Below are 12,094 nucleotides of genomic sequence, written 5' to 3'. Positions count from 1 at the left end.
TGGCACCGACAACGGGCCGGGGTCCGGCCCACCGCCACCCTCGGCGGTCATCGGTCCCGGCGGCCCCCGGCGGTCATCGGTCCCGGCGACCCCCGCCGGGGCGCCCTCAGCGCCGTTTGGGCAGCGCCACCGTCATCAGGTCCTGGGCGACCGTGAGCTCCCCGTCGAACCCCGCGTCCCGCGCCTGGCGCTCGAATTCGAAGGGGTCGCCGTAGCGCTGCGAGAAGTGCGTCAGCACCAGGTGGCGCACCCCGGCCCCGGCGGCGAGCCGGGCGGCCTGCCCGGCGGTCAGATGCCCGTACTCGACGGCCAGGGCCTCCTCCTCGTCCAGGAAGGTCGACTCGATGACCAGCAGATCGCACCCCTGCGCCAGGGCGTCGGCGCCGTCGCACAGCCGGGTGTCCATGATGAACGCGAAGCGCTGCCCCCGGCGCACCTCGCTGACCTCCTCGAGCGCCACCGTGCGCCCCCCGATCTCCAGCACCCGATCCCGCTGGAGCCGGCCGATCTCCGGGCCGCGGACGCCGAGGGCGGCGAGCCGCTCGGGCAGCATCCTGCGGCCGTCCGGTTCGATCAGCCGGTAGCCGTAGGACTCGACGGGGTGCGAGAGCCGGGCGGCCTCCAGCGTGTACGCGGGGGTGCGGGCCAGCACCGCGCCGTCACCGGCGACCGGCTCCTCGGTCAGTGCCACCGTCTCGCGGTAGGCGGTCGCGTAGCGCAGCCGATCGAAGAACCGCTGCCCGCTCGCCGGGTAGTGGGCGGTCACCCGGTGCGGCACCCGGTCGAGGTTGATCCGCTGGATCACCCCGGCCAGGCCCAGGGAGTGGTCCCCGTGGAAGTGGGTGACGCAGATCCGGTCGATGTCATGGGCGGCGACCCCGGCCCTCACCATCTGGCGCTGAGTGCCCTCGCCGGGGTCGAACAGCAGGCCCTCGCCGTCCCAGCGCAGCAGATAGCCGTTGTGGTTGCGATGCCGGGTCGGCACCTGGCTGGCGGTGCCGAGGACGATCAGTTCCCGCGCGGACAAGGGTTATCCGGGGGGCCAGTTGAGCCCGCGGCCGCCCAGGACGTGGGCATGCGCGTGGAAGACGGTCTGACCGGCGCCGGAGCCGGTGTTGAACACCACGCGGTAGCCCGTCTCGTCGAGCTTCTCATCCGCGGCGACCGCGCCCGCCTCGCGCAGCACGTCCGCGGTGACCTGCGGGTCGGCCGCCGCGAGGGAGGCGGCGTCCGGGTGGTGCGCCTTGGGGATCACCAGGACGTGCGTGGGCGCCTGGGGGTTTATGTCGCGGAAGGCGACGGTGGTGTCCGTCTCGCGGACCACGGTGGCCGGCACCTCCCCCGACACAATCTTGCAGAACAGGCAATCGGCCTGCGGTTCTCCCGCCACCGGTGGCTCCTCACGGATCGTCGGCACGTACGGTCCGGATGGTACCGGGAGGGCCTGCCGACGGAAGCGATCGCGGACTATTCGCTCCGGCCGCCGCCCCCGGTGCCGCCCTTACCGTCCTCACCGGCGCCGTCATCGGCACCGACCTGGCCTGCGCCGCCCTCGGTGGACGGATGCTCCCAGGGGTGGCCGCGGGTCGGCTCGGGAGCCTCCGTGGTCCGGTGCTCCCAAGGGTGGCTACGGGTCGGCTCAGGAGCCTCAGTCGTCCGGTGCTCCCAGGGAGGGCTGCGAGTCGGCTCGGGGGCCTCCGTGGTCCGGTGCTCCCGGGTGGGACTGCGGGTCGGCCGGGGGCTCCCGGTGTCCGAGCCGCCGCCCTGGCACTCCCCGATCACATTCGCCTCGAAGACCTTCCGGCCGTCCACCTGACCGGTCAAGTCGCCCCGGACGCAGTGGTCCTCCCGGACGTAGGTGACCCGGCCCCTGATCCTGACGTCCTTGTCGTTGTCGGTCCTGCCGTGGCAGTCCACCCGTGCGTCGGTCTCCCCGGACCGCTCGCTCTGCGAGTCGCTCCGCGAGGGCGAAGCGGCACCCGCCGTACGGCCGTTCCTGAACTCGGCGTTGCAACTCATCCAGCGGACGCCGACACCGCCCCGCTCCAGCGCCTCGGTGGCGACCTGGTCCGTGGTGATCGCGACCGTCACGGAGCTGATGCCGCCGCCGGTCGGCTCACATGCCGTCACCGCGACCGCCGCCGCGCCGACCGCCGCGACGGCGAAGAGCGTCCGTCCCCGTCCTGTCCGCCGTGCCCGTCTCGTCTGCCGTGTCCGTCGTGCCTGCCTTGCCTGGCTCAATACCCCCATAGGGGGTAGGTTCCCATCGGCCGGCGCGAACCGGAAGGCCGTCCTCGGCCAGGTGCGGACGTACCTGGCGAGGGCCCCCGGAGGGGCCCCCGGAGGGGCCTCTCACCCCCAGCGGCCGGTGCGGCCGAGCAGCAGCGCGGCGGCCGCCGTTCCCGCCGTGGAGGTGCGCAGCACGCTCGGGCCCAGCCGGTACGGCCGCGCGCCCGCCTCGGCGAAGGCCGCCAACTCCTCCGGCGTCACGCCCCCTTCGGGCCCGACGACCAGCACGATCTCGCCACTCGCGGGCAGTTGGGCCGTGGCGAGCGGTTCCCCGCCCTCCTCGTGGAGTACGGCGGCGAATTGGGCTTCGGCGAGAAGCCGGGCAACCTGCCGGGTCGTCATCGCGTCCGTGACCTCGGGGAAGGTCAGCCGACGGGACTGCTTGCCCGCCTCGCGCGCGGTCGACCGCCACTTGCCGAGCGCCTTGAGGCCGCGCTCGCCCTTCCACTGGGTGATGCAGCGGGCGGCCGACCACGGCACGACGGCGTCCACACCGGTCTCCGTCATGGTCTCCACCGCCAGCTCACCCCGGTCGCCCTTGGGCAGCGCCTGGACGACGGTGATCCTCGGGTCCGGGGCGGCCTCCCGGCGCACCTCGTCCACCGCGACCTCGAGCCGGTCCTTGCCCTCCACGGCCGCCACAGTGCCCTGGACGCCCGTACCGTGACCGTCCGTCAGCACCACCGGCTCACCGACGCGCAGCCGCCTTACGGACACCGCGTGGCGCCCCTCCGGGCCCTCCAGCCAGACCCGGGCCCCCGCGGCCGCCCCCGCCAGGGAGTCGGCCACGAACACCGGGGCGGTCACGACACCGCACCCCGCTGGGGCTGAAAGCCCAACGCGGCCCGCGCCGCGTCGAGTTCCACCGCGAGCGTCTCCACCAGCCGCGCGGCGGGCAGGTCACGCGCCAGCCGGTGGCCCTGCCCGGCCCACAGCGCCATCCCCTGGGGGTCGCCCGCCTTCGCGGCCGCCTTACGGAGACCGGAGGTCATGTGGTGCAGCTGGGGGTAGGCGGCGGGCGCGTACGGGCCGTGCTCGCGCAGGAAGCGGTTGACCAGGCCCCGTGCCGGGCGCCCGGAGAAGGCGCGGGTCAGCTCGGTACGGCCGAACAGCGGATCCGTCATCGCCTGCTTGTGCAGGGCGTTCGCCCCGGACTCGGGGCACACCAGGAACGCGGTCCCCAGCTGGGCCGCGACCGCGCCCGCGGACAGCGCCGCGGCGATCTGCGAACCACGCATGATCCCGCCCGCCGCGATGATCGGGATCTGGACGTACTCCCGGACCAGAGTGATCAGCGACAGCAGCCCGAGCCCGACGCCCATCCCGTCCGCGGCCGGGTCATTGCTGTACGTGCCCTGATGGCCGCCCGCCTCCACGCCCTGCACACAGACGGCGTCGGCGCCCGCCCACTGGGCGGTCTGCGCCTCGACGGGCGAGGTCACGGTCACGACCGTACGGGTGCCGACCTTGGCGAGGGCGTCCAGGACGGCGCGGGTCGGGCAGCCGAAGGTGAACGAGACGACCGGGACCGGGTTGTCGAGGAGCACGGCCAGCTTGGCGTCGTACGCGTCGTCCGAGCCCGACTCCGGGTCGCCCAGTGAGGTCTCGTACCAGGCCGCCTCGCCGGTGAGCCGCTCGCCGTAGGCCGCGACGGCGGCCGGGTCGGGGTTGGGCGGCTGCGGCATGAACAGATTGATGCCGAAGGGCCGGTTGGTCAGCCCCCGCAACTGTTTGATCTCCTCATACATCGCCTCCGGCGTCTTGTAGCCGGCGGCGAGGAAACCGAGGCCACCGGCCTCGGAGACAGTGGCGGCGAGCTGCGGGCAGGAGGCTCCACCCGCCATCGGCGCCTGCACGATCGGGTACCGGTAAAGATCGGTCAGCGCGGAGGACATGGCCACATCGTGTCATGCCCTCCGCACCGGCTCACCACCGGATCACCGCCCGTTGAACGCGTCCTTCAAGCGCGAGAACAGCCCCTGCTGCCCCGGCTTGAACTCGCCGGTCGGGCGCTCCTCGCCGCGCAGCTTGGAGAGCCGCCGCAGCAGTTCCTCCTGCTCCGGTTCCAGCTTGGTCGGGGTCGTCACCTCGACGTGCACGATCAGGTCGCCCCGGCCGCCGCCGCGCAGATGGGTGATGCCGCGCTGGTGCAGCGGGACCGACTGGCCGGACTGGGTGCCGGGCCGGATGTCGATCTCCTCCAGGCCGTCCAGCGTCTCCAGCGGCACCTTGGTGCCGAGGGCCGCCGCGGTCATCGGGATCGTCACCGTGCAGTGCATGTCGTCACCGCGCCGCTGGAAGACGGGGTGCGGCACCTCGTGGATCTCCACGTACAGGTCACCCGCCGGGCCGCCGCCCGGTCCGACCTCGCCCTCACCGGCCAGCTGGATCCTGGTGCCGTTGTCCACACCGGCGGGGATCTTCACCGTAAGGGTGCGCCGCGAGCGGATCCGGCCGTCGCCCGCGCACTCCGGGCACGGGGTCGGCACCACGGTGCCGAAGCCCTGGCACTGGGGGCACGGCCGCGAGGTCATGACCTGGCCCAGGAAGGACCGCGTCACCTGGGAGACCTCACCGCGGCCACGGCACATGTCACAGGTCTGCGCCGAGGTGCCCGGCGCCGCGCCCTCGCCGCTGCACGTCGTGCAGACGACCGCGGTGTCGACCTGGATGTCCTTGGTGGTCCCGAACGCGGCCTCGCTGAGCTCCACGTCCAGCCGGATCATCGCGTCCTGACCGCGCCGGGTCCTGGAACGCGGACCGCGCTGCGAGGCGGTGCCGAAGAACGCGTCCATGATGTCGGAGAAGTTGCCGAAACCCGCGCCGAAGCCGCCGGCGCCACCGCCGCCCGGCCCTGCGTTCGGGTCCCCGCCCAGGTCGTAGACCTGCTTCTTCTGCGGATCCGACAAGACCTCATAAGCGGCGTTGATCTCCTTGAACCGCTCCTGGGTCTTCGGATCCGGGTTCACGTCCGGATGCAGCTCGCGGGCGAGCCGCCGGAATGCCTTCTTGATCTGGTCCTGCGAGGCATCACGGGGCACGCCCAGGACTGCGTAGTAGTCCGTCGCCACTTACGACTCCGCCAGGATCTGTCCGACGTAACGTGCCACTGCGCGTACCGCTCCCATCGTTCCGGGGTAGTCCATGCGGGTCGGTCCGACCACGCCGAGTTTGGCGACCGCCTCGTCGCCGGAACCGTAGCCGACCGCGACGACCGAGGTGGCAGTGAGCCCCTCGTGAGCATTCTCATGCCCGATCCGCACGGTCATAGCCGAGTCCTTGGCCTCGCCCAACAGCTTGAGGAGGACGACCTGCTCCTCGAGTGCCTCCAGAACGGGCCGGATCGTCAGGGGGAAATCATGCACGAAACGCGTGAGGTTCGCGGTGCCGCCGATCATCAGCCGCTCCTCGGTCTCCTCCACGAGCGTCTCGAGCAAGGTCGCCAGTACGGTCGAGACGGTCCCCCGGTCCTCCTGTTCGAAGGACTCCGGAAGATCCTGCACCAACTGCGGCACATCCGCGAAACGCCGCCCCACGACCCGGCTGTTGAGCCGGGCTCGCAGATCGGCGAGCGAATCCTCGGTGACCGGGCTGGGGCAGTCGACCATGCGCTGCTCCACCCGGCCGGTGTCGGTGATCAGCACCAGCATCACCCGGGCCGGGGCCAGCGGGAGGAGCTCCACATGGCGCACCGTCGAACGGGTCAGCGACGGATACTGCACCACCGCCACCTGCCGGGTCAGCTGCGCCAGCAGCCGGACCGTGCGCCCCACCACGTCGTCGAGGTCGACCGCGCCGTCCAGGAAGTTCTGAATGGCCCGCCGCTCCGGGCTGGACAGCGGCTTGACTCCGGCCAGCTTGTCCACGAAGAGGCGATAGCCCTTGTCCGTGGGGATCCGCCCGGCGCTCGTATGCGGCTGGGCGATGAAGCCCTCGTCCTCCAGAGCGGCCATGTCGTTACGCACCGTGGCCGGGGAGACGCCCAGCCGGTGCCGCTCGGTGAGCGCCTTGGAGCCGACCGGCTCCTCCGTGCCCACATAGTCCTGGACAATGGCACGCAGCACCTCGAGTCTGCGTTCGCTGAGCACCCCGCGCACCTCCAGTCCAGCGGTCTCATCAGGTCGTCCGCCTGGCACTCACCGGGCACGAGTGCCAGAACCCCTCCGCCAGTGTACGGCGGGGTGTGGTGGCATGGGCAAGAGCCGCCGCTGTCAGCAACTCTCCCCCATCCCCGTTGAGCTAGCGTCGCGGTATGGAGACGTGTTGGGAAGAGGCGGGCTGGGAGCGGCTCGCGTCCGGTGTCGCCCGCCGTCGGATGCCGGAGTGGGACGAGACGGTCGGCGTGGTCGTCGGACGGACCGACATCCTCGTCGTGGACACCGGCGCGACCCTGCGCGCCGGGGCCGAGCTGCGCTCCGGGATCACCCGGCTGACCGGCCGCCGCCCCACCCGGATCGCGCTCACCCATCCGCACTTCGACCATGTCCTGGGCTCGGCCGCCTTCGCGGGCTGCGAGGTCTACGGGGCCACTGGGCTGGACGAGCTGCTGCGCCGTGAGCGGGAGACGCTGCGCGAGGACGCGATCCGCCACGGGGTGGACCGGGACGCCGCCACCGAGGCCGTGGACCATCTGGCCTCCCCGCACCACCTGGTCTGCGGGGAACTCACCCTCGACCTGGGCGGCCGTACGGTGCTGCTGGCCAATGTGGGACCCGGCCACACCGCCCACGACCTGGCAGTCCTGGTGCCCGGCCGGCCCGAGGTGGTCTTCTGCGGCGATCTGGTGGAGGAGTCCGGCACGCCCCAGGCCGGGCCCGACGCGATCCCCGGCCACTGGCCCGCCGCGCTCGACCGGCTGCTCGCCCTCGGCGGCGCGGACGCGCGGTACGTCCCGGGGCACGGCTCCGTCGTGGACGCCGCGTTCGTACGGGCCCAACGCGACGAACTGGCCGCCCGCTTCGGCGTGTCCGGCCAGCCGTCGCTCTAGTCGTTCGCCTAGTCGTTCGCCCGGTTGTGCGCCTGCCGGAGCGGGTGGCCGTCGCGCGCTATCGTCATCCGGATGCGACAGTACGACCCGGACCTGACCCCGCCCTGGAAGCGGCAGCGGCCCGCCCCCGAGGTCCCCGCCGAACCGGACCTCGTCGTGGAGGAGGCCACCACCGGATTCTGTGGTGCCGTGATCCGCTGCGAGAAGACCGCCCAGGGTCCGACGGTCACTCTGGAGGACCGCTTCGGCAAACATCGCGTCTTCCCCATGGAGCCGCGCGGTTTTCTGCTCGAGGGGCGTGTCGTCACCCTCGTACGCCCGCGCGCGGCGGCCCCCAGCGCGCCTCGGCGCACGGCCTCGGGGTCGATCGCCGTGCCGGGGGCCCGCGCGAGGGTCGCCCGCGCGGGGCGCGTCTATGTCGAGGGACGCCATGACGCGGAGCTGGTCGAGCGGGTCTGGGGCGACGATCTGCGCATCGAGGGCGTCGTCGTGGAGTACCTGGAGGGCGTCGACGACCTGCCCGCCATCGTCGACGACTTCGCCCCCGGCCCGGACGCCCGGCTCGGCGTCCTCGTCGACCATCTGGTGACGGGCTCCAAGGAGTCCCGTATCGCCGCGCGGGTCACCGGCGAGCATGTGCTGGTCCTAGGCCACCCCTACATCGACATCTGGGAGGCCGTGAAGCCGTCCTCCCTCTCCATCCCGGCCTGGCCGACGGTGCCGCACGGCCAGGACTGGAAGAAGGGCGTCTGCCGCGCCCTGGGCTGGCCGGAGAACACCGGGGCCGCCTGGCAGCGGATCCTGTCCTCGGTCCACTCCTACAAGGACCTCCAGCCGGAGCTCCTGGGGCGGGTGGAGGAGCTGATCGACTTCGTGACGGCCCCACAGGGCTGATGGCCGCCGTAAGGGGCTTGGACGGCCGCCGTAAGGGGCTGACGGCCGCTGTGAGGGGCTGACGGCCGCTGTAAGGGCTTGATGACTCCCGGAAGGGCAATGGGCTCCCGTACGGGCCATTGGGCTCCGTACGGGCAATGGGCTCCCGTACGGGCAATGGGCTCCCGTACGGGCTATTGGGCTCCGTACGGGCTGACGGCCCCCGCCTCAGTCCACCAGGTCCCGCACCACCGCGTCCGCCAGCAGCCGCCCCCGGAGCGTGAGCACGGCCTGCCCGCGCCGGTACGGCTCCGGCTCCAGCAGGCCGTCCTCCAGGGCGCGAGCGGCGGCCGCCGCACCGGCCGGGCGCAGCAGCTCCAGCGGGCAGCCCTCGACCAGCCGCAGCTCCAGCAGGATCCGCTCCACCCGGCGCTCCTCGGCGGACAGCAACTCCCGGCCCGCGCCGGGTGACCGGCCCTCGCCCAGGGCCTGTGCGTACGCCCCGGGGTGCTTCACGTTCCACCACCGCACACCGCCCACATGGCTGTGCGCGCCGGGGCCCGCGCCCCACCAGTCGGCGCCGCGCCAGTACAGCTCGTTGTGGCGGCAGCGCCCGGCGGGCGAGGTGGCCCAGTTGGAGACCTCGTACCAGGCGAACCCGGCGGCTGTAAGGGTCTCCTCGGCGATCAGATAGCGGTCCGCGTGCACATCGTCGTCGGTCATCGGCACCTCGCCGCGCCGGATTCGCCGCGCCAGCTGGGTGCCCTCCTCGACGATCAGCGCATAGGCCGACACATGGTCCGGGCCCGCCCCCAGGGCCGCCTCCAGGGAGGCCCGCCAATCCGCGTCGCTCTCGCCGGGCGTCCCGTAGATCAGGTCCAGGTTCACATGGCCGAATCCGGCCGCCCGCGCCTCGGCCACACACGCCTCCGGGCGCCCCGGGGTGTGCGTACGGTCCAGCACCTTGAGGACGTGCTGGCGGGCGCTCTGCATCCCGAAGGAGATCCGGTTGAACCCCGCCTCCCGCAGCTCCGCCAGATACCGCGGATCGACCGACTCCGGATTGGCCTCGGTCGTGACCTCGGCCCCCTCGGCCAGCCCGAACTCGTCCCGGATCGCCCCCAGCATCCGCCCGAGGTCCGCCGCCGCGAGCAGGGTCGGGGTCCCACCGCCCACGAACACGGTCTCCACGGTCCGCGGATCGTCCCCCAGCACCTTCCGCGCCAGCCGTACCTCCTCGACGACCTGCTCGGCGTAGTTGTCCCGCGAGGCGAGCACCCCGCCGGAACCGCGCAGCTCACTGGCGGTGTAGGTGTTGAAGTCGCAGTAGCCGCAGCGGGTGGCGCAGTACGGCACGTGCAGATAGAACCCCAGCGGCCGCCGCTCCGCCCCCGCCAAAGCGGTCGCGGGCAGTGCGCCGTCCTCGGGCATGGGCTCACCATCAGGCAATACGGAAGGCATGCCCCCATTGTCCGGCACGACCGGCACCACCCGGGACCACGAGACGGCGCCCAGACGCCGGGGCCCGCTTTCCCCTCCCCGCCCCTTCCCGAAGCGTCTATGTGCGGCTCCGCCGCGTGGCAGGGGCTCTGCCCCTGGCCCCCGGGGCCCCGACGAGCCGACCGTCGCCGCGATCAGCTCACCGGCCAGGGCCCCGACCAACGCCGCCTGCGACGCGGCCGGGGGCTGGGGCGCAGCCCCAGTTGTGGGAAGGGGCGGGGAAGGGAAGGCATCGATATGCGGCTCCGCCGCGTGGCCCGCCGCAGGCGTCACGACCCGCCGGACACTCCTAGAGCACCTTCAGGACCAGCATCGCCAGGTCGTCGTCCGGCGGCTCCGCCGCGAACTCGTCCACCGCCCGGCGCACCCGCTCCGCGACCTGCCGCGCGCTCAGCCCCCCGCACAGCGCGAACGCCGCCGCCAGACCGTCCTCGTCGTCGAACTGCCGGTCGCCCGATCGATGCTCCGTCACCCCGTCCGTCACACAGAGCAGCGTTTCCCCGGGCGTCAGATCGAACGATTCACTCTCGTACGACACATCGTCCACGACGCCCAGCAATATCTGCGGCGCCGCGACCGTCCGCACCTCACCGTCGGGCCGCAGCACCAGCGGCAGCGGATGCCCCGCGCTGGCCAGCGTGCAGCGCACGCCCAGGCCGTCGCCCAGCGGCTCCAGCTCCCCGTACAGCAGCGACAGGAACCGCGCGACGCCGCCGCCCGTCGGCATCCCCGCGCCTCCGACCAGGCCGCCGTCCACCAGCTCCACGACCCCGGCGGGGCCTCCCACGGCCTCCACACCGGCCACCACGGCCTCCGCGGCGCCCTCGACGGCCTGCTCCACCGCCTCCTCGCCGAGCAGCTGGTTGAGCCGGTCCAGGACCTCTCCCACGCCGTACCCCTCGCGGGCGAGCAGCCGCAGCCAGGGCCGTACGAGGCCGGTCACCACGGCCGCCTCCGGGCCGTTCCCGCAGACGTCGCCCAGGACGAAGCACCAGCGGCCGTCACCGGCCGGGAAGACGTCGTAGAAGTCGCCCCCGGCGGAGATCTCGCCGGTCGGCTCGTACACCACCGCCGACTCGACCCCGGGGATCCGCGGGATCACGGACGGCAGCAGCCCGCGCTGGAGCACCCGGCTGATGGTCGCCTGGCGGGTGTAGCGGCGGGCGGAGGCGAGCGCCAGGGCGACGCGGCGGGCGAAGTCCTCGATCAGGCCGACCACTTCGGCCGGCATCCGCACCAGCCCGGCCCGCCCCAGCAGCAGTGTGCCGAGCGCGCGGCCGCCCGCCACCAGCCGGCATGCGAGGGCCGCGCCACCGGGCCCGTACGCGGCGGGGTCGGCGGGCCAGGGCCACTCCACGGCGCTGCCGCGGACGGCGGTGGGCACATGGGGCGGCTCCTTCTCCAGCACCTGCCGCAGGCCCTCGATGCGCCCCTCGCTGGCGTGCCAGACCCGGGCGAGACGCGGCGGACCGCTGGTGGAGTCGAGCCAGATCGCGCACCAGTCGGCGAGCCGGGGCACCAGCAGCTGTCCGGCGAGCGAGGTGACCATGTCCTCGTCGAACTGCCCGGCCAGCAGATCGGAGGCCTCAGCGAGGAAGGAGAGCGCGCCGCGCTGGGTCCACTCGGGGTCGCGGCCGACCGGGACGAGGCCCTGCGCGGGCGCGACGATCTCGACGGCCTCGACGGCCGCCTTACGGTCTTCACCGACGGTCCCCAGGCCCTCAGGAGCGGATTCCAGGCCTCCGGGGACGACGCCCGTCCCGAAGCCGCCGTCCGGCCCGGCCGCGTTCGCGTTCGCCGCGTCCACGGCATCCCCGACGTCCACGGCGGCCGCGGCGTCCATGAAGCCCGAGCCCATGCCGCCCGCGGCGGCCGGGCCCGTGGGCGCCACCGCCATCTGGAACCACACCGACTTGGTCGCCCGCCGGTAGGTCGTCCCCCAGGATTCGGCGATCTCGGCCACCAGCCGCAGCCCGTGGCCCCCGGCGTACTCCGGCGGCTCGTCCGCGGACGGCGGATCGCCGCGCACGACCCGGGTGGGATGGTGATCGGTCACCTCCACCACCAGGGACGGCGGCTCGCCCTCGCGGTCCGACACATCCAGCGCACAGCTCACCTCGACGGCGGTGCCGGCGTGCACCACCGCGTTGGTGACCAGCTCGCTCACCAGCAGTACGGCCTCGTCCGCCACCCGGTCGGTGACCCGGTCGGCGGCCGGGACCTCGAGCGCGGCCCAGTCGGCGAGGGCGGCACGGACGAACCGGCGCGCGGCCGAGGCCGCGAGCGGACTGCAGGGCAGGTTGACGCGTGCCGATGCGCTGGTACGGACGGGGCCGACCCCACCCCCGGCCGGTAGAACCACCCCACCGCCCTCAACCGACCCACCAGAAGTGGCAGAAGATGACGTCCCCACTGTGCGGCTCCTGAAGAAGCTCCGTCATAACG

Annotated in this window: 11 protein-coding genes; 2 read left to right on the top strand and 9 right to left on the bottom strand. The window is 73.1% G+C overall.

The window, feature by feature from the left end:
• Positions 1 to 106: 106 nt before the first annotated feature.
• The 7 genes from LIV37_RS32825 to hrcA all read right to left on the bottom strand — a co-directional run bounded on the left by LIV37_RS32825 (position 107) and on the right by hrcA (position 6,377).
• Complete coding sequence (locus LIV37_RS32825) at positions 107 to 1,027, bottom strand: ribonuclease Z (protein WP_020871391.1); 921 nt, start codon at positions 1,025 to 1,027, stop codon at positions 107 to 109.
• 3 nt (positions 1,028 to 1,030) lie between these two features.
• Positions 1,031 to 1,390 carry a histidine triad nucleotide-binding protein gene (locus LIV37_RS32820; RefSeq protein ID WP_020871390.1) on the bottom strand — a complete coding sequence of 120 codons (360 nt, stop codon included), beginning with the start codon at positions 1,388 to 1,390 and terminating at the stop codon, positions 1,031 to 1,033.
• A gap of 77 nt (positions 1,391 to 1,467) precedes the next feature.
• Positions 1,468 to 2,130, bottom strand: a complete 663-nt coding sequence (locus tag LIV37_RS32815) for a hypothetical protein (protein WP_020871389.1) — start codon at positions 2,128 to 2,130, stop codon at positions 1,468 to 1,470.
• Positions 2,131 to 2,352: 222 nt separating this feature from the next.
• Positions 2,353 to 3,096 (bottom strand): 16S rRNA (uracil(1498)-N(3))-methyltransferase, encoded by a 744-nt coding sequence (locus LIV37_RS32810; protein ID WP_020871388.1) that lies wholly within the window; start codon positions 3,094 to 3,096, stop codon positions 2,353 to 2,355.
• A complete protein-coding gene (locus tag LIV37_RS32805; protein ID WP_121824231.1) occupies positions 3,093 to 4,184 on the bottom strand; it encodes a nitronate monooxygenase in 1,092 nt (363 codons plus the stop codon). Before LIV37_RS32805 ends, LIV37_RS32810 begins: the two co-directional genes overlap by 4 nt.
• Positions 4,185 to 4,226: 42 nt before the next feature.
• Positions 4,227 to 5,360, bottom strand: a complete 1,134-nt coding sequence (gene dnaJ / locus LIV37_RS32800; RefSeq protein ID WP_020871386.1) for a molecular chaperone DnaJ — start codon at positions 5,358 to 5,360, stop codon at positions 4,227 to 4,229.
• The gene (hrcA, locus tag LIV37_RS32795) at positions 5,361 to 6,377 is read right to left on the bottom strand and encodes a heat-inducible transcriptional repressor HrcA (RefSeq protein ID WP_121824232.1); all 1,017 of its coding nucleotides are present in this window, start codon (positions 6,375 to 6,377) and stop codon (positions 5,361 to 5,363) included. It lies immediately after the preceding gene.
• A 164-nt stretch (positions 6,378 to 6,541) separates the two neighbouring features.
• Between hrcA and LIV37_RS32790 the strand changes: the two genes are divergently transcribed.
• Both LIV37_RS32790 and LIV37_RS32785 read left to right on the top strand, forming a co-directional pair.
• Positions 6,542 to 7,276 (top strand): MBL fold metallo-hydrolase, encoded by a 735-nt coding sequence (locus LIV37_RS32790; protein ID WP_020871384.1) that lies wholly within the window; start codon positions 6,542 to 6,544, stop codon positions 7,274 to 7,276.
• A gap of 72 nt (positions 7,277 to 7,348) precedes the next feature.
• Positions 7,349 to 8,170 (top strand): DUF3097 domain-containing protein, encoded by an 822-nt coding sequence (locus tag LIV37_RS32785; protein ID WP_020871383.1) that lies wholly within the window; start codon positions 7,349 to 7,351, stop codon positions 8,168 to 8,170.
• Positions 8,171 to 8,377: 207 nt separating this feature from the next.
• On the opposite strand, the gene hemW is transcribed toward LIV37_RS32785, so the two are convergent.
• Together hemW and LIV37_RS32775 are read right to left on the bottom strand one after the other, a co-directional pair.
• Positions 8,378 to 9,610 carry a radical SAM family heme chaperone HemW gene (hemW, locus tag LIV37_RS32780; RefSeq protein WP_121824233.1) on the bottom strand — a complete coding sequence of 411 codons (1,233 nt, stop codon included), beginning with the start codon at positions 9,608 to 9,610 and terminating at the stop codon, positions 8,378 to 8,380.
• 328 nt (positions 9,611 to 9,938) lie between these two features.
• Positions 9,939 to 12,011, bottom strand: coding sequence for an ATP-binding SpoIIE family protein phosphatase (locus LIV37_RS32775; RefSeq protein WP_020871381.1), 2,073 nt, complete (start codon positions 12,009 to 12,011; stop codon positions 9,939 to 9,941).
• Positions 12,012 to 12,094 lie beyond the last annotated feature (83 nt).

This window comes from Streptomyces rapamycinicus NRRL 5491 (genome assembly GCF_024298965.1).
Lineage (GTDB): Bacteria > Actinomycetota > Actinomycetes > Streptomycetales > Streptomycetaceae > Streptomyces > Streptomyces rapamycinicus.
The sequence above is the reverse complement of the archived record's forward strand: the minus strand, read 5'-3'. Positions and strand labels throughout refer to the sequence as shown.